The sequence below is a fragment of the Ramlibacter aurantiacus genome, from assembly GCF_016722895.1.
Lineage (GTDB): Bacteria > Pseudomonadota > Gammaproteobacteria > Burkholderiales > Burkholderiaceae_C > Ramlibacter > Ramlibacter aurantiacus.
Genome location: NZ_JAEQNA010000005.1, coordinates 67,781 through 84,931, shown reverse-complemented (window position 1 = coordinate 84,931; position 17,151 = coordinate 67,781). Strand labels below are relative to the sequence as shown.

Below are 17,151 nucleotides of genomic sequence, written 5' to 3'. Positions count from 1 at the left end.
CATCGGACTATTAGGCGAGGGCGGACCTGCGCCATACAGTGACCCGCATGGGAGTGCTCGTCTCACCGGCATCCATTCCTCCCGGCGGGAGGTCGGAGCAAAGCGCCACGCGCTCCAGCGGTTCTGCAGCGAGCGATCAACGGGTCGCCGCCGGCCACTCTTCGCAGTTGGCGGCGTTCCGTGCGTTGCTCGAGACGCGAACCGGGCGCACGTTCGGCGACCCCGGCGCGCTGCATGCGTTCTCGGTGGCGGAGTTCAGGACCTTCTGGGAGGTCCTCCTCAAATGGTGCGGCCAGCCTTTGGGCATCGCCGGCGCCGCGGAACCGGTCTGCATCGGTGACGACTGCGAGCACGCGACCTTCTTTCCCTGCCTGCAGCTGAACTACGCCGACAGCCTCCTGAACCTGGAGGTGGCCGGGGCCGGCGCACCGGCGCTGACCCAGTGCCATGCCGACGGCTCGAGCGAGTCCTGGACGCGGGGCGAACTGCGCGAGCGCGTGGCCCGCCTCGCCGCCGCGCTGGTCGGCATGGGCGTGGGCGAGGGCGACCGGGTGGTGGCCGTGATGCGCAACGACGGGCTCGCCGTGATGGCGGGGCTTGCCGTCGCGGCGGTGGGTGCGACCTTGTCGACCGCGTCGCCGGAGATGAGCGTGCAGGCCCTGCTGGACCGGTTCGGCCCGCTGCGTCCTCGCCTGCTCTTCGCCCACCTGGCGCCGCTGCCCGGCGACACGGGCACGCCGGTCGACGAGAAGCTCGCCGACCTCGCGCGGCAGCTGGATTCGCTGCAAGGCGTGGTCAGCCTCGATGGCGGCCCATTGCCGGACGGCGCCAGCGTGTTGCAGCTCGACGGGCTGCTGCAGGCGCGGGCCTCGGGCAGCTTCGAGTGGCCGCGGTTCAGCTTCAACCACCCGCTCTTCATCATGTTCTCGTCGGGCACCACCGGGCGGCCCAAGTGCATCGTGCACGGGGCCGGCGGCAGCCTGCTCGAGCATGTGAAGGAGCACCGGCTGCACACCGACCTGCAGCCCGGCGACCGCCTGTATTTCCACACCAGCTGCAGCTGGATGATGTGGAACTGGCAACTCTCGGCCCTGGCCAGCGGCGTCGAGATCGTGACCTACGACGGCACCATCTCCAGCGTGGACCGCCTGTGGCGGCTGGTGTCCGAGCAGCGCGTCACCGTCTTCGGCACCAGCCCGGCCTACCTGAAGATGTCGCAGGAGGCGCAGCTGGAGCCGGGGCGGCAATTCGACCTGGGTGCCCTGCGGGCCGTGCTGTCCACCGGCGCCGTGCTGTACGACGCGCAGTTCGACTGGGTCACGCGCCAGGTCAAGTCCGTGCCGGTGCAATCCATCAGCGGCGGCACCGACATCATCGGCTGCTTCGTGCTCGGCCATCCCGATCGGCCCGTGGTGGCGGGCGAGGCGCAGTCGCGCAGCCTGGGCCTGGATGTGCAGGCGTGGCGCGAGGGCGCCCCGGCCGAGGGGGTCGGCGAGCTGGTCTGCGTCAACCCGTTCCCGTCGCGCCCGCTGGGCTTTTACGGCGACACGGATGGAAGCCGCTTCCATGCCGCGTACTTCAGCCAGAACCCGGGCGTGTGGACCCACGGCGACCTGATCGAGTTCTCGCCGCAGGGGGGAGCGCGCCTGCACGGGCGCAGCGACGGGCTCTTGAACGTGGCGGGCATCAAGTTCGCCCCGGCCGAGATCTACCGCGTGCTCGCCGACATTCCGGCCATCCGCGAAGCCATGGTGGTCGAGCGGCGGCCCGCGGACGCATCGGCGGCCGGCGGCCCCGAGATCCTCGCCCTGCTGGTGCTGCGCCCCGGCGCCGTGCTGGACCGGGCGCTGGAGGCGCAGGTCCGTCGCGACATCGCCGCGCGCCTGTCGGCCGCGCACGTGCCGGACCGCATCATCGACGTGCCGCAGTTGCCGGTCACGCACAACGGCAAGGTCTCCGAAGCCGCCGCCCGCGCCGCGGCCAGCGGGCTGCCGCTGCAGAACCTCTCGGCCCTGCGCAACCCCGAGTGCCTGGAGGCCATCCGCGAGCATCCCGGCCTGCGCGACGCGCCGCCCGCCGCGGAGCTGGCGCAGGGCGAGGACCTGCTCGCGCAGCTGCAGTCCGTGTGGCGGCAGCTGCTGGGCATGGACGTCGGCCTGGAGGACGACTTCTTCGAGCTGGGCGGCAACTCGCTGCTGGCGGCGCGCATGATGCGCGAGATCCAGAAGCTGACCGGTCGCTCGCTGCCCCTGGGGACGCTGATGTGCGCGCCCACGGTGGCCAAGCTGGCTTCCATCCTGTCCCAGGACACGCCGGCCGCGGCCTCCTCCATGCTGGTGCGCATGCGCGAAGGCGAGGGCCGGCCGATCTTCATGGCCCATGGCATGAACGGCACCACGATGGACTGCTGGCCGCTGGTGCGCGCCCTGCAGACCGGCCGTCCGGTGTGGGCGTTCCAGGCTCGCGGCCTGGACGGCGAGCAGGCGCCGCACGAGCGGGTCGAGGAGATGGCGCAGGCCTACATCGAGCTGATGCGCAGCATCCAGCCCGAGGGTCCGTACGCGCTCACCGGCTTTTCCTTCGGTGGCCTGGTGGCCTACGAGATGGCGCAGCAACTGATCGCGCAGGGAGAGAAGATCGAACTGCTGTTCCTGATCGATCCGCACCTGCAGCAGGATCTTTCGGCGCCGTCCCGGCTCTGGCACCAGCTCACCCGGCTGGTGCACCGGCTGTGGCGCATGCCCCGGTCGGAGCTGCCCCGCTTCCTGCAGGACCGGGTGCGGCAGGCCGGCATCAAGCTGCGGGTGCGCCTGGGCCTGGCGCCGCCACCCCGGCCCAGTGCGGGCCTGGCCATGGCGCCGGTGCACCAGCGCGTCTTCGACAGCCTGTGGTGGGCCCTGCTGGCGTACCGGCCGGCGCCCTACCTGGGCGGCTCCATGGTCTTCGTCCGCTCCGCCGAGCCCTTCGGCCCCTTCTTCGATCCCATGCCCGTGTGGCGGCGCGTCTCGGGCGGCAGGCTGCGCCAGATCAACCTGCCCGGCACCCACCTGGCGCTGGTGCGGCAACACGCCCAGCCGCTGGCGGCCGCGCTCGATGCGGCGCTGCGGGCCAGCGCAGCCCCGACGACCACGTAACGACTGGAAGGTCTCGTGCCCGGGCTGGGCGCCCCGCCCCCGGCGGTCGAACTCGTGCCAGCATGTCGCTCTCCGCCACGTCGACCCCGCCGCCGACATCCCATGTTCGAAGAGCTGCCGCTTTGGGTGAACCTCCTGCTGTTCGCAGCGTCCGCCGCAGCGGTCTGGCTGTCCGCCGTCCAGCTGACGCGTGCCGTGGAGGCGATCGCGGCGCGCACCGGCATGGGCCAGGAGATCGCAGGCGTGCTGCTGCTGGGCGGCGTGACCTCCTTGCCGGAGCTGGCCGTGGCCGTGACCGCCACCACCCGTGGCTCGCCCGCGCTGACCATCAACGACCTGCTGGGCTCGGCGGCCATCAACGTGCTGCTGCTGGTGTTCGCAGACGCCTTGATCCGCGGCCGCGCCCTGACTTCGGTCCAGGGCTCGCCCAAGGTGCTGCTGATCGGCGTGCTCGGCGTGATCGTCATGGCCATCGTGGTCGCTCCCACCGTCACCGGGGACACCCTGCTGTGGGGAATGGGCCGCTGGAGCTGGGTGAGCCTGGTCGTGTTCGCGGGTGCGATCTGGTTCATGGGGAACTCGCAGGCGCCGCGCGGCTGGTCGCCGCTGGACCACGGGCAGCCGTTGCGGAAAACGCAGCGCGAGGACGAGGGCTCGCGCGATGGGCGGCTGAGATCACGGGTGATGCGCGCGATCGCCTCCGGCGCCGGGGTGCTGGTGTCCGGCTTCGTGCTCGCCAGCACGGGCGAGGCGGTGGCCGAGGGAACGGGCCTGGGCACCAGCTTCTTCGGCGTGGTCGTGCTGGCCTTCGCGACCTCGCTGCCCGAGGCCAGCACCGTCTTCACCGCGGTGCGCATGAAGCGCTACGAGATGGCGATGTCCGATGTGCTGGGCACCAACATCTTCAACGTCACCATCATCGCGCTGGTCGATGCCCTGCACGACGGCGAACCCGTGCTGCTCGAGACGGGTCGCTTCGCCAGTTTCAGTGCGCTGCTGGCGCTGGTGCTGACCGGCCTGTTCCTGATCGGCTTGATCGAGCGGCGCGACCGCACCGTCGGAAGGCTGGGCGTCGATTCGATCCTCGCGTTGATCGCCTACACCGGCGGGCTGTTCGTGCTGTACGCGCTGCGCTGAAGAACATCCGTCGGTTCAGCGGACCAGCTTCTGCCAGCTGCCGTAGCGCTCACGGATGGGGCCGCGCCGCAGGCTCAGAAGCACCAGCGCCACCCCCAGGACCACGCCCACCGCGGCCACCGTGGTACCGGCGGCGAGGAACAGCGGGGTCGCCGCCAGTGCAATGCCCAGGGGCACGATGAGGAAGCGTACGGCGCGTGCGACCTCGGCGGCGGCCACCGACAGCACGGTGAGCACCAGCGACCCGATCACGTGGTGCGTGTTCGCCAGGTCGCCATCGACGCCAAGCACCGGGCGCGTGAACAGCAGGAACAGGCCGATGAGCGCGGCCAGCCACAGGTTCCACGGCAGGCCCACGCCACCGCGGGTGATGTCCTTGAGCACCGCACCGGGCGATCGGTCGAACTCGTCGGCCAGCGCCGGGCCCTTGGACGCGGCGGTGTCGTCGGTGTCGCCGACGAAGAACACGCGCAGCGCGCTCTGGCCCGCTTTCACGCGCCGCCGCAGGAACTGCAGCGTGGCCAGCAGTTCGTCCAGCGAGTACGGAATCTGCAGCAGCACCGCGGCCGCGCCGATCAGCGCGATCGTGCTCCAGGTGCCGATCAGCACCGGCTGGATGATGATGAAGAAGATCGACGTGATGCCCAGCGGCGCGATCATCAGGCCGAACAGCACCACCAGCCAGGGCATGGTGCGCCAGCGCCGGCGCGATCCGACGATGCCGGTGAGGATCTCCAGCAGGTAGGTGTAGCCGCCCACCGCGGCGTCGGAGACGGGCCAGGCCTTGGAGATGGACGAGGTGATGATTTCCTCGGTGCCGTTCTGCGGGTCGGCCGCCGATCCGGCGAAGAACGGGTCCCACACGTCGGGGATGTGGCCGAGCTGGTAGGCCGCCAGGTAGCGCGAGACGTACAGGCCCACGATGGCCAGCCAGATGATCGGCAGCCGCTGTGTCCAGTCCGACGGGTTGTAGCTCCATCCGGGTGGAACCGTCGGGCCGGCGAGGGCCGCGATGGCCGAGGGTCCGGGCTCTGGCCGGGTGCCGACGGCGAGCGCGAAGGCCAGGGCCCCGACCAGCGTGTCCGAAAGGTAGGCCGCGGCGTTGGGCGTGGAGAACAGGAAGGGCACCGCCATCACCAGCGCGCCGATGCCGGCGCAGAACCAGCGCGCCCACCGGGCCCGCCAGGACAGCGCCACGGCCGCGCCGGCCGTGAGCAGCACGCCCAGCACGATCTCGCTCCAGCGCAGCAGCGGCGACTCGACCGCGATGAGCAGCGGCTGCGTGAACAGCCAGGTGCCCAACGCCATGTTCGCCAGGTGGGCCCAGCGGTTCTCGGCATGCTGCGCCCGCAGCAGGGCCTCGTGCCGGGTGCGCAGGTCTTCGGCGTTGCTGCCGATCTGCTGGGCCTCGGCGACGCGTGCCGGCGGGGTGATGCCGTTCTGGCGGTACCACTCGGCCGGGTCCTTCTTCAGCGCGGCCACCAGCGCCGGCAGTTCGTTCTTCAGGCGGTGGCGCGGCTCCCAGCCGAGCAGCTCGCGCGCGCGGCGCACGTCGAGCGCGTAGTGGTCGTCGGCCATGGCGACCATGAAGGGCTTGATGAAGGGCTCCTCGCCGCGGTCGATCGCATCGGGGATGACCGGCTCCAGCTTGGCCTGGGCCCAGGCACCCGCCGCGGCCAACGGCTTGGGCACGCGCAGGGTCGGCCAGTCGTCGGCGCCATGGATCAGGTAGCCCAGCTCGTCCTGCAGCCGGTCGTAACCCATCGCCTCGGGTTCGCCGATGAGGATCTCGGCCTCGCGCGGCAGCGAGTGGCGGCGATCGATGGTGCGGCGGAACGCGTCGAGCATGTCGTCGCGGTGCAGCATCGACTGCCCGACCTCGGTGTCGCCCGAGTACAGGTGGCTTTGCAGGTCGCGCTCGTAGATGCGCGACACCTGCTGCGCGAGCGTGGGCACCATGGACTGCGCGTCGTACACGCCGGCCAGCCGCAGCAGCACGTACGGCATGTCGCCGTGCCCTTCGCGGATCACGGCTTCGGCCGCCGCCTTGGACTTGGGATAGGCCCAGCGCGGCTCGATCGGCTGCCGCTCGTCGATGTGTTCGCCGGGTCGGCAGGGGGCGTGCACCAGCATCGTGCTGGCATACAGGAACTGCTCCACCTCGAACGGCTGCAGCGCAGCCACCAGGCGGCGCGTGCCCTCCACGTTCACCGTGTCATACAGCGGGTTGTCCTCGCCGGTGAAGTCGAAGTAGGCGGCCAGGTGCACGACGCTGGCGATGCGCGTGCCGTGGCGGTGGCGAAACTCGCGCATCGCGTTCGCCACCGACTCGTCGGACGAGAGGTCGCACTCGATCAGGGGAAAGTCCGCCTCGGCCGCCTCGCGTGACAGGCCCACGATGCGGTAGTCCGATGCCAGGGCCTGGGCCAGCGTGCGACCCAGGTTGCCGTCGGCACCCGTGATCAGGACGATCGGTCGGGCCTGCGACTCAGCCATGCGTCGAACGGCGCCGCCAGGCGCCTGGGCGCACGCGCCCGGTGGTCCAGCACGTGGTCGCTGTCGGATGGCAGGAGTCGATCGCCGGGTGTCGCATGGGTGGGGCGTGCTTGGTGCCGCTGTTCGGCATGAGGCTGCGTCGGGCCATCGTAGGCGGCGGTGCGCACCGGCCCTGTCGGACACGGCCGCGCCGTGCACCCGACGCCGCTGGGGAGGCCGCCCGTGAACCCGCGCGGGCCCTTATTGCGGCTTCCCGCCCGCGGGTGGGGAGCCCGTGGGGCTGCTGCCGAAGGCGCCGAGATGGCGGCTCGCCTGCGCCATGAAGCTTGGGTTGTTCGGGTCCTGGTAGGCCTCGCGGCTGAACCCCTTCAGCGCATCCAGCCGCGTGCGGCCGGTGTCCAGGGCGAGCGCCGGCTGGCCGGCTGGCGCCTGCAGCGCGCGCAGCGGCACGGCGACCCGGTTGCCGTCGCCCGACGCCTGCTGGTCGAGCTTGATGACGGCGTAGCTGGGCCTGGCCTGGTTGATGTTCAGGACCAGGTCTTCGATCTCGCCCAGCGGCGCGCCCGCCGCGCCCGTGACGCGCTGGCCCATCAAGGTGCTGACCGGCCGCATGAAGCGGGCAGCGGTGCGGCGCTGCAGGCTCCAGGATTTGTCGAGTTGCGCCAGTCGATCGGCGTCGCCCAGGATGGTCTTCCAGTCGGCCTGCGGGACCGCCACCTTCTCCAGGGTCTGCGGCCGGCCTTCGTAGACCAGCGACTGCCGTGCGGGCCCGAGCGCCAGGCGGCTGGCGGGCACCAGGGCGACGCGCTCGCCCGGTGCCGTGCCCCGCCCCAACGCGATCACCAGGTAGCGAACGACCCCGGTCTGGTTGTTCACGAGCACGTCGCGCACCGGGCCGATCACCTCGCCCTGGCGGCCGCGCACCTCCATGCCGATGGCACGGCTGGCCCGCAACGCGCGCGATTCGGCGACGCGCGCCGTGGCCGAATGCGAGGCCGTCACCCCCTCGCCGGACGGCGCGGCGGCCCAGGACGGGCCCGCTGCGAGCGCCGCGACTGCGATGGCCGCCGCGAGCGGTGGATGGATCGGCTTGGATCGAAACATCGGAAGTCTCCTTTCATCACGAACACGTTCAGGCCGGCTCGGTCGTCGTCAGCGCCTGGCGGGCGAGGCCAGCAGCGGAGCCAGCCAGAGCGGCACCAGCGCGAGCCCGCCACCCACCAGCAGCCAGCTGCCCAGCGATTGCACGCCGCTCGGCGAGAACAGCATCGTTCCGGCGCCGGCCAGCATCGCCAACAGCGACAGGGTACCGGCGATCACGGCGATCAGGGGCCGACCCAGCGCCCGCAGCGGCGCGCGTGGGTCCTCGCCGCACAGACGGGCGGTGCGCCGCCACCAGCCATAGGGCCGGACCCGGGCGTAGAACGCGCCCAGCGTCGCGTCGTCGGTGGCCGGCGTCAGCAGCGCCGCGAGCACGGCCACGGTCGTTGTGACCAGCGCCATCAGCGCCAGCCGCAGCCACTCGCGCTCGGGGTCGGTGCCCAGCAGGAACAGCAGCAAGGGCGCCGTGACGAGCGAGGCGGCCATGGCGGCCAGCTCGGCCTGGAGATTGATGCGCTCCCACAACCAGCGCAGCACCAGCACGGCGCCCATGCCGGCACCGAAGAGCAGTGAGATGAACCAGGCGGTCTGGATGGAGCCGAGGTGGACCACGACGGCCAGCGCGAACGCCATGATCAGCAGGTTGGACAGGCGCGCCACCCGCACCAGCTCGCGCGGGCCGGGGCTGCGCTTGAGCCAGCGCCGGCAGACGACGCCTGCGTACACGTCATTGCTCCAGTAGGACGCGCCCCAGTTCAAGTGGGTGTCGAGCGTGGAGGCCAGGGCCGCCAGCAGCCCTACCAGCATCAGCCCACGCGCGCCGGGCGGCAGCAACTCGTCGATGCCGCGCACGAAGGTGAGTTCACGCGCCGCCGCGAACCCCGGCGACGCGGCGTCCGCCGGTGAGAACGGGTACAGCACCAGCAGGCCCAGCGCGATCGCCAGCCACAGCAGGCTGCGCAGGAAAACCTGCAGCCACGCGAAGAGCACGGGGGCACGCCGCGCGCCCAGGTCGCTGTGGCAGGCCATGGATCGCTGCGCGAGATAGCCGGTGCCGTCGGCATTCATCTGGAACAGCCATTGCAGGCCGATCAGCACGAGGAAGGGCATCAGCACCTCGCCGCCGGAAGGCGGCGTGAAGGACAGCATGCGCGCGGCCGCGTCGCTGCCGTAGAGGGCGGCCAGCCGGTCGGGCAGGCCGGCCAGTCCACCGGCCGCGTCCAGCGCGAACCACGCATAAAGCGCCGTGCCGATCATCGCCAGCGCGAACTGCATCACGTCGGTGCGGACGACGGCACGCAATCCGCCGGTGATCGAGTAGGCCGCGGTGAATGCGAGGATCAGCACGATGGAGACCAGGCTGTTGGTGTGGGCCACCGCGGGCGCCAGGCCGGTGATGCTGTCGCCCACGGCGAAGCCACTGGCGACCACCAGGCCCTGCAGCGGCAGGTAGACGGAAGGCGGCAACCACTCGTGCCACGGCATGAACACCTCGGCGATGCGGATCGCCGCCACCAGGACCATGGCCAGCACGACGCAGTTGATCACCGTGCCGTAGTAGATGGCCTTGAGCAGTCGCAGTGCGACGACACCACGGCCGCTGTACCGAACCTCGGCGAGTTCGGCATCGGTCAGCACGCCCGCCCGGCGCCACCCAGCCGAAAACACGAAGGCCATCGCCAGGAAGGCCAGCGCATAGATCCACAGGCGCCACAGCGAAAACACGCCGGCCGTGGCCACCAGCCCGGTCACCAGCAAGGGCGTGTCGGCGGCGAACTGGGTCGCCGCCATCGACGTTCCCGCCTGCCAGCCCGGCAGGCGGCGGCCCGCGAGGAAGTACTCGTCCAGCCCATGCGAGGCCTGGCCTCGCGCGTGCAGCCCCGATCCGATGCTGTACAGGACGAAGGCTCCGAGGATGAGGAGGTCCAGCATGCCGGTGAGTCTAGGCCCGGTGAACACGATCTGGCCCCGCTCGCACGGGCAGCCGGACACCCGTCCGGTGACAGCCCAGGCTCAGCGGGCGGCACCGGCCGAAGCGCCCCTCATGGGTGGGCGCAAGGTGCCCCAGGCGAAGGCGCAGGCGGCCACGGCAGGGGCCGCGATGGCGGAGAGCATCGGCATCGGATCGCCATGGGCGAAGACGCTCACCGTGCCCATCACGAGGATGCCGCAGACGAAGTGCATGGTGCCGGCCAGGGCCGACGCCGCGCCGGCGATGGGGCCGTGCGCCTCCAGCGCCAGCACCATGCTCGTCGGCACCACCAGGCCCAGCGCGCCGTAGCCGGCGAACAGCATGGGCAGCATGACCCACAGGCTGTCCGCGCCCAGTCCGTGGACCACCAGCGTCGCGACCATGATGGCCGCGTACACGGTGACCGCCACCTTGACCATGGGCGCGAGCCCGAAGCGCCGGCCCAGGCGCGCCGTCAGTTGCGAGGCGCCGATGAACGCCGCGGCGTTGGCCGCGAAGGCCACGCTGTACTCACGCGGACTCAGCCCGTAGTGGTCGATCAGCACGAACGACGAGGTGGCCAGGTAGGCGAAGAAGCTCGCCACGCCGAAGCCGCCGATCAGCGACAGGCCCATGAAATGCCCGTCGCGCAGCAGCACGGCATACGAACGCAAGGCACTTCGGAGACTGCTGCTGGCGCGCTCCTCGAGCGGCCGCGTCTCGGGCAGGAAGTTGTGCACCAGGGCGGCCGCCAGCGCGGCTGCCCCCACCACCGCCCAGAACACCGCGCGCCAGCCGAAGGCCTCGATCAGCAGGCTGCCGGTGAGCGGGGCGAGGATGGGCGAGACGCTGAAGACCAGCATCAGCATGGACATCAGGCGCGCCGCCTCGGTGCCGGTGTGCAGGTCGCGCACCACCGCGCGCGGGATCACCATGCCGGCGCAGGCGCCCAGGCCTTGCACGAAGCGCATCGCCACCAGCGTGCCCGCGTCCGGGGCCAGCGCGCAGCCGATGCTGCCGAGCGAGAACAGCGCCAGGCCGAAGTACAGCGGCCGCTTGCGACCCAGCATGTCCGACACCGGGCCGTAGATCACCTGGGCCATGCCCAGCGCCAGGAAGAAGACGATCAGGCTGGCCTGCACCGTGGCCGGCGACGCCTGCAGGGAGCGGCCGATGGTCGGCAGCGCCGGCAGGTACATGTCGATGGCGAAGGGGCCCACGGCCGATACGAGGCCCAGCACCAGCGCCAGCCCGAAAAAGGATCTCTGCATCGGGTGGGATTGTGAGGGAGGCTGCGGCGTCGACCTGCGCGCCTGGCGCGCGGCAGCCGCGCCCGGGGCCGGCATCTAAACTCATGCGTGTGCCCCCAGCTTCCTTCCCTTCCCGCGTGCGCCTGAACGCCATGTCGCGCTCAGCCACCCTCGCAGCCCGGCTTCGTCCGCTGGCCATCGCCCTGGCCGCTGCCGCTGCCGCGGCCTGTTCCAGCACCCCACCCGCCAGCACGGCCGCAGGCGCGGCATCCGCACGGGCCGTGTCGCCGTCCCCTGCGACGCCGGCCATCAAGGTGGGCATTGCCCTCGGCGGGGGCGCGGCCAAGGGTTTCGCCCACATCGGCGTCATCAAGATGCTGGAGGCCAACGGCCTCGCGCCCGCCGTGGTGGCCGGGACCAGCGCGGGCAGCGTGGTGGGCGCTCTCTATGCCAGTGGCATGAACGCGTTCGAGCTTCAGGAGCAGGCCGTGGGGCTCGACGAGTCCAGGATCCGTGACCTGCAGCTGTCCTCGGGCGGACTGTTGCTGGGGCAGAAGCTCGAAGACTACGTGAACGAGCAGGTGCGGCGCCAATCGATGGAGCGCCTTGCCAAGCCCTTCGCCGCGGTGGCCACCCGCCTGGAGGACGGCGAGCGCACGGTGTTCGTCCGGGGCAACACCGGCCAGGCCGTGCGGGCCTCCAGCAGCGTTCCCGGCGTGTTCCAGCCGGTGGCCATCGGCAAGTTCCATTTCGTCGATGGCGGCGTGGTCAGCCCCGTGCCTGTCGATGCCGCGCGCGAACTGGGCGCCGATGTGGTCATCGCGGTGGACATCTCGAACAAGGCTCGCGGCCAGACGCCCACCGGCATGCTGGGGACCATCGGCCAGTCCATCGCCATCATGGGACAGAAGCTCGGCCAGGCCGAGCTGTCCCGCGCCGACGTCATCGTGCGGCCGCAGGTCCTCGACATCGGCGGCACCGACTTCTCCAAGCGTGCCGGCGCCATCCTGGAAGGCGAGAGGGCGGCGCTGGCCGCCATGCCCCAGATCCGCGAGCGCATCGCGCAGCTGCAGGCGGCGCGCGAACAAGCCACCCGACTCGCGCAGCAGAAGGCGGCGCAGGCGCAGCACCAGGCCTGCCTGGAGCAGCGCTCGCGCCTGCAGAAGCTGGCGGGCCTGGCGGGGCTGGATGGTGCCTGTGCGGTGGAGGGGGCTGATTAAGGGCGCGCCTGCGCCGGCCCCGCGGGGAATGCCGAGCGACGCGGCACAGGCTCCCGGTGGGTCGGGGGCTGAGTGCGTACGCCACGGTTCTTCACCCGATCCCGGAGCAGATCCTCGGCGGGGTACCCGCGAACGCCGACTGCCGGCACGTGTCTCACCCCATGAGAAGTTCACAAGCCACGCGCCAACCGAGCTTTCACAATCGCCTGCGCCAGGGATGAACGAAGACAGCAGGCATGATTCGCGTTCCTTCGTCCGTCCGGGCTCGCCTGGCGCCTGCGCCCTGCTCGGTGCGCCGCCTCTTCGGCCAGCGTCCGAGACGAACCAGACGCGACGACCGGAAATTCATCACCACCACGAGGAGACAAGATGATTCGCAACCTTCTTTGCCGTGCCCTGTTCGCAGGGGCCGTGCTCGCATCCGTCGGTGCCGCCTTCGCGCAGCCCGCCAAGTACCCCAGCCGACCTGTCACGGTGATCAACCCCTACCCGGCGGGGGGCGGCTCCGACCTCGTGGCCCGCGTCCTGCAGAACCGCCTGGCGCAGCTCCTGGGCGAGCCGGTGGTCGTGGACAGCAAGCCCGGCGCCAGTGGCGGTATCGGCTCGGAGATGGTGGCCCGGGCCAACCCGGACGGCCATACCCTGCTGGTCAACAACAGCACGCTCGTCATCAACGAAGCATTGGGCGGTCCGCAGCGTTTCGAGGTCCAACGCGACCTGGTCCCGATCGCGGGTGTCGCGTCCGTCCCGGTCGCCCTGGCCGTCAATTCGCAGCTGCCGTTCAAGAGCTTGCAGGACCTGGTCGCGCACGCCCGCGAGAACCAGGGCAAGGTCGCCTGGTCCTCCTGCGGCAACGGCTCGCCGCAGCACCTGATCGGCCTGCGTTTCGCCCAGGCCCTGAAGCTCTCGATGATCCACGTGCCCTACAAGGGCTGCGCCCCTGCCATCATGGATGGCGTGAGCAATGCCGTGCCGGTGCTGTTCACGACGGTGCAGAACGCCGATGCCCAGGTCAAGGCGGGCAAGCTGCGGCTGCTGGCGGTGGGCGGACAGGAGCGTTTCCCGGGCGCGCCTGACGTACCCACCTTCGGCGAAGCGCTCGGGCTGAAGGACTTCGATGCCGAGGTGTGGTTCGCCTTCTTCGCGCCAAAGGGCACGCCGCCGGCCATCGTGTCCCAGCTGGAGCGGCACATCGCCACGGCGTTGGGCGACAAGGACATTCAGAAGGCCTACATCGACCGGCAGATGTCGCCGCAACTGCTGCGCTCCCAGCAGCTCGCGCAGCGCGTCGCCTCCAACCTGGAGCAGTTCCGGCAGATGAAGGCGCAGTTCGACCTCAAGCTGGAGTGACCGGCGCAGGCGGCGAGGCCGGCGCACCGGAGCCGACGCACCGGTGCCGCTTCAACCCTTCGCCAGCCTCTCGACCAACGCCTCGCAACTGCTCACTCGGCGATGCTGGCCATGTCCTCCAGCGCCGCCCGGTGGGTCTGTTCCCGCGGTCATGAGTCGGCGGCCGTGCCGAGGCGGACCACGCCTTCGCGCGCGAGGGCCTCGATCTGCTGCGCCGAATAGCCGGCCGCGCGCAGCGCCTCGGCGCCACCGTCGCCGACCTCGGGCATGCCCGAGCGCAGGCCGAAGCGGTGTCCACCCATCTCGATGGGCAGCGCGGGCAGCTTGGCCACCGTGCCACCCGCGACGGATACCTCCAGCAGGCCGCCGGCGTTCAGGTGCGGGTCGTCCACCAGGTCCTGCGGGCGCGCCACCGGGGCGAAGGGCAGGCCGATGTCCTCGAGGCGGGCCATGAGGTCGACCTTGGAGAAAGTGCGCAACGCTTCGGTGACCACCGGGATCACGCGCTCGCGCTGCATCACGCGATCGTTGTTGCTCGCCAGCTGCGGATCGTCGACGAAGCGTTCCAGGCCGAAGGCTTCGCAGAAGCGCCGCCATTGCGTGTCGGTGACGACGGCCACGAACACCCGCTCCCCTTCGCGCGACTCGAAGATGTCGTACACCGCCCAGGCCGACTGGCGCTGCGACATCGGCGGCGGCGCGGTGCCGGTCACCGCGAACTGCGCGATGTGCTGGCCCACCAGGAAGGCCGTGGTCTCGTACAGGGCCGTTGCGATCTGCTCGCCGCGGCCGGTGGCCTGGCGCCGCACCAGCGCCGCCAGGATGCCGATGACGCCGAACAGGGCGCCCGTCACGTCGATCACCGACGCGCCGGCGCGCATGGGCCTGTCGGGAAGGCCGGTCATGTAGGCCAGGCCGCCCATCATCTGCGCCACCTCGTCCAGGGCCGTGCGGTGCGCGTAGGGGCCGCTCAGGAAGCCCTTGCCCGAGCAGTAGATGGCCCCGGGGTTGCGCGCCCGGATCGCGTCGGCGCCCAGGCCCCGCGCGTCCATGGCGCCGGGCCGGAAGTTCTCGATCACCACGTCGGCCTGGTCGACCAGGCGCAGCACCGCCTCGTGGCCGGCCTGGCTCTTGAGGTCGATGGCCAGGCTGCTCTTGTTGCGGTTGTACATGGCGAAGTAGCCGGCGCCCGCGCCGGTGAGGCGCCGGGTGTTGTCGCCGTCCAGCGGCTCCACCTTGACCACGTCGGCGCCCAGGTCCGCCAGGATCAGCCCCATGCTCGGGCCCATGACCATGTGGGTGAACTCCACGACGCGGATGCCGTGGAGGGGAAGGGCTGCGTTGGACGTCATCGTGTGGGGTCGTTCAGGGGCACGCCGGCACCGGCCGCCATGCCGTGGGAGCGGCTCTTCGGGCAGCCGGCAGCTCGCCCCGATCAGCTTGGCCCGGTCGGGGCCGGTGCGAAGGCCCATCGACTCGAGCATGAAGACCGGGTCGTCGCTCACGATCTTGCCACTGGCGCCCGCCGCGAAGGGGCCGTCGCGCGGCCCGCCCGGCGCCGCCCGCGGTGGACACCCCGAGACGCAACCCTCAATCCAGCGAGATCTTCTGCTCGCGAATCAGCTTGTGCCAGCGCTGGACCTCGGCGCGATTGAGGTCCGCGTACTGCTGGGGCGTGCTGCCCACGGGCTCGATGCCGAAATCGATCAGCTTCTGGCGGATGGCCGGCGTCTGGATGGCGGCGGCGATCTGCTTTTGCAGGGCGCCCACCACATCGGCGGGCGTGCCGGCCGGGGCGACCACGCCCACCTGGGCGGCGGCCTCGACACCCTTGAAGCCCAGCTCGGCGAAGGTGGGCACGTCGGGCAGCTGGGGCAGGCGAGTCGGGTTGGCCACGGCCAGCGGGCGCACCTTGCCGCCCTTGAGGAAGCCGGCGCCGGCCGCCAGGTCGACCATCATCGCGGCGACCTGCCCGCCGGCCAGGTCCGTGAGCGCCGGGGCGGCGCCGCGGTAGGGGATGTGCACCATGTGCAGGCCCGCGTCGACCTTCAGCAGTTCCATGGCCAGGTGGTGCGGGCTGCCCGCGCCGGCCGAGCCGTAGCTGATGCGGCCAGGCGCGGCCTTGGCCTTGGCGATGAAGTCCTTCGCGTCCTTGAACTCTGAATTCGGCCCCACCACCAGGATCATGGGGAACTTGCCCATCAAGGTGACCGGGACCAGGTTCTTCTCGGGGTGGTAGGAGAGCTTGGAGTACAGCGCCGTGTTGAACACCATGGTGCCGTTGTCGGCGGACAGGATGGTGTAGCCGTCGGGCGCCGCGCGCGCCACGTCGGACGCGGCGATGGCCGTGTTGCCGCCGGGCTTGTTCTCGATCAGGACCGGCTGTCCGATCTGGGTCGACAGTTGCTGGCCGATGGTGCGCGCCAGAAAGTCCGAGCCGCCGCCGGCCGGGTAGGGCACGACCCAGCGGATGGGCTTGCCGGGGAAGTTCTGGGCATGGGCCAGGCCGCTGCCTGCCAGGACGGCCAGTGCCGCGATCAGTCCGGTGGCGTGACGCCGGTTCAACATGGGATCTCCTTGAACGGATGAATGAATTGCGCAAGGGTATTACGCATTGCGTAAAAGCTGGACGGTGATTACCCTGATGCGACCCACTCCTTCGATCCCGCCCATGCCAGCCACCTCCCTCACCGACCGTCGCCAGCGCGTTCAATCCGCGGAAACCGGCATGTCCATCCTCAAGGCGCTGGCGCGGCTGGGAGGATCCGCCAGCCTGACCGCCATCGCCGCCGATGTGCAGGAAAGCGCGTCCAAGGTCCACCGCTACCTGGTCAGCCTCATCCAGGAGGGGCTGGTGGCGCAAGACCCGTCCACGCAGCACTACCGGCTGGGCCCGGAATCCATCCGCATCGGCCTGGCGGCCCTGCGCCAATGCGATCCGGTGCGCCTGGGTGAGAGCGCGCTGCTGGACCTGCGCGAAGCGCTGCAGGTCACCTGCTTCATCGCCGTCATGGGCAACCTCGGCCCGACCGTGCTGCGGATCGAGGAACCCTCGCTGCCGGTGACGGTGAACATCCGCGCCGGCTCGGTCATGCCCTTGCTCTGGTCGGCCACGGGGCAGGTCTTCCTGGCCTACTCAGGCGACGCCGAGCTGCGCCGGAAGGCCGAGTCGGAATTCGACGCGGCCACGCCCGAGCAGCGCTCGATGTTGTCCGGGCCGGAGCCGGTGGCCAGGCTCTGCAGGCAGGTGCGTGAACAGGGCTGCGCCATCGTCAACGACACCCTGCTGGCGGGCATCAGCGCGGTGTCGGCGCCCATCTTCGATGCGCGCGGGCATGTCTGCGCGGTCCTCACCGCCCTGGGGGCGAGCAACGGCTTCGATACCCGTCCGGGCGGCCGGGTCTGCCCCCAGGTGGTGGAAGAGGCCCGCGGCATCAGCGCCACCATGGGGTTCGGCGGCGACCAGGCCATGGTTTAGGGGTAAACCCTGTGGCGAATTTACGCTTTGCGTA

Annotated in this window: 11 protein-coding genes; 5 read left to right on the top strand and 6 right to left on the bottom strand. The window is 70.8% G+C overall.

Annotated elements, in window-relative coordinates; translation table 11 throughout:
- The first annotated feature begins 47 nt into the window (after nt 1–47).
- Nucleotides 48–3,134 carry an acetoacetate--CoA ligase gene (locus JI739_RS14235; protein WP_236589649.1) on the top strand — a complete coding sequence of 1,029 codons (3,087 nt, stop codon included), beginning with the start codon at nt 48–50 and terminating at the stop codon, nt 3,132–3,134.
- Nucleotides 3,135–3,236: 102 nt separating this feature from the next.
- Nucleotides 3,237–4,271, top strand: coding sequence for a sodium:calcium antiporter (locus tag JI739_RS14230; RefSeq protein WP_201684590.1), 1,035 nt, complete (start codon nt 3,237–3,239; stop codon nt 4,269–4,271).
- Between the two features lie 15 nt (nt 4,272–4,286).
- Here the strand turns inward: JI739_RS14230 and JI739_RS14225 are convergent, their stop codons facing one another.
- The 4 genes from JI739_RS14225 to JI739_RS14210 form a co-directional block, all read right to left on the bottom strand.
- Nucleotides 4,287–6,767: an NAD-dependent epimerase/dehydratase family protein gene (locus JI739_RS14225; RefSeq protein WP_201684589.1), complete on the bottom strand. Its 2,481-nt coding sequence runs from the start codon at nt 6,765–6,767 to the stop codon at nt 4,287–4,289.
- A gap of 240 nt (nt 6,768–7,007) precedes the next feature.
- Nucleotides 7,008–7,871 carry a PRC-barrel domain-containing protein gene (locus tag JI739_RS14220; RefSeq protein WP_201684588.1) on the bottom strand — a complete coding sequence of 288 codons (864 nt, stop codon included), beginning with the start codon at nt 7,869–7,871 and terminating at the stop codon, nt 7,008–7,010.
- 48 nt (nt 7,872–7,919) lie between these two features.
- Nucleotides 7,920–9,800, bottom strand: coding sequence for a sodium:solute symporter family protein (locus tag JI739_RS14215; protein WP_201684587.1), 1,881 nt, complete (start codon nt 9,798–9,800; stop codon nt 7,920–7,922).
- A gap of 81 nt (nt 9,801–9,881) precedes the next feature.
- A complete protein-coding gene (locus tag JI739_RS14210) occupies nt 9,882–11,090 on the bottom strand; it encodes a multidrug effflux MFS transporter (protein ID WP_201684586.1) in 1,209 nt (402 codons plus the stop codon).
- Between the two features lie 131 nt (nt 11,091–11,221).
- Here JI739_RS14210 and JI739_RS14205 point away from each other — a divergent pair, with 131 nt between their 5' ends.
- Together JI739_RS14205 and JI739_RS14200 are read left to right on the top strand one after the other, a co-directional pair.
- A complete protein-coding gene (locus JI739_RS14205; RefSeq protein WP_201684585.1) occupies nt 11,222–12,289 on the top strand; it encodes a patatin-like phospholipase family protein in 1,068 nt (355 codons plus the stop codon).
- 369 nt (nt 12,290–12,658) lie between these two features.
- Nucleotides 12,659–13,639 carry a Bug family tripartite tricarboxylate transporter substrate binding protein gene (locus JI739_RS14200; RefSeq protein ID WP_201684584.1) on the top strand — a complete coding sequence of 327 codons (981 nt, stop codon included), beginning with the start codon at nt 12,659–12,661 and terminating at the stop codon, nt 13,637–13,639.
- A 149-nt stretch (nt 13,640–13,788) separates the two neighbouring features.
- On the opposite strand, the gene JI739_RS14195 is transcribed toward JI739_RS14200, so the two are convergent.
- Both JI739_RS14195 and JI739_RS14190 read right to left on the bottom strand, forming a co-directional pair.
- Nucleotides 13,789–14,991, bottom strand: coding sequence for a CaiB/BaiF CoA transferase family protein (locus JI739_RS14195; RefSeq protein ID WP_201684583.1), 1,203 nt, complete (start codon nt 14,989–14,991; stop codon nt 13,789–13,791).
- 238 nt (nt 14,992–15,229) lie between these two features.
- Entirely contained in the window at nt 15,230–16,207 is a 978-nt protein-coding gene (locus JI739_RS14190; RefSeq protein ID WP_201684582.1) for a Bug family tripartite tricarboxylate transporter substrate binding protein, read from the bottom strand.
- A gap of 103 nt (nt 16,208–16,310) precedes the next feature.
- On the opposite strand from JI739_RS14190, the gene JI739_RS14185 reads away from it, so the two are divergent.
- Complete coding sequence (locus JI739_RS14185) at nt 16,311–17,117, top strand: IclR family transcriptional regulator (protein ID WP_236589647.1); 807 nt, start codon at nt 16,311–16,313, stop codon at nt 17,115–17,117.
- The last annotated feature ends 34 nt before the right edge of the window (nt 17,118–17,151 follow it).

Excerpts from the sequence above, each read along its gene's own strand:
- JI739_RS14235 (WP_236589649.1), top strand. The coding sequence starts at position 48 with ATGGGAGTGCTCGTCTCACCGGCATCCATTCCTCCCGGCGGGAGGTCG.
- JI739_RS14230 (WP_201684590.1), top strand. The coding sequence starts at position 3,237 with ATGTTCGAAGAGCTGCCGCTTTGGGTGAACCTCCTGCTGTTCGCAGCG.
- JI739_RS14225 (WP_201684589.1), bottom strand. The coding sequence starts at position 6,767 with ATGGCTGAGTCGCAGGCCCGACCGATCGTCCTGATCACGGGTGCCGAC.
- JI739_RS14220 (WP_201684588.1), bottom strand. The coding sequence starts at position 7,871 with ATGTTTCGATCCAAGCCGATCCATCCACCGCTCGCGGCGGCCATCGCA.
- JI739_RS14215 (WP_201684587.1), bottom strand. The coding sequence starts at position 9,800 with ATGCTGGACCTCCTCATCCTCGGAGCCTTCGTCCTGTACAGCATCGGA.
- JI739_RS14210 (WP_201684586.1), bottom strand. The coding sequence starts at position 11,090 with ATGCAGAGATCCTTTTTCGGGCTGGCGCTGGTGCTGGGCCTCGTATCG.
- JI739_RS14205 (WP_201684585.1), top strand. The coding sequence starts at position 11,222 with ATGTCGCGCTCAGCCACCCTCGCAGCCCGGCTTCGTCCGCTGGCCATC.
- JI739_RS14200 (WP_201684584.1), top strand. The coding sequence starts at position 12,659 with ATGATTCGCAACCTTCTTTGCCGTGCCCTGTTCGCAGGGGCCGTGCTC.
- JI739_RS14195 (WP_201684583.1), bottom strand. The coding sequence starts at position 14,991 with ATGACGTCCAACGCAGCCCTTCCCCTCCACGGCATCCGCGTCGTGGAG.
- JI739_RS14190 (WP_201684582.1), bottom strand. The coding sequence starts at position 16,207 with ATGTTGAACCGGCGTCACGCCACCGGACTGATCGCGGCACTGGCCGTC.
- JI739_RS14185 (WP_236589647.1), top strand. The coding sequence starts at position 16,311 with ATGCCAGCCACCTCCCTCACCGACCGTCGCCAGCGCGTTCAATCCGCG.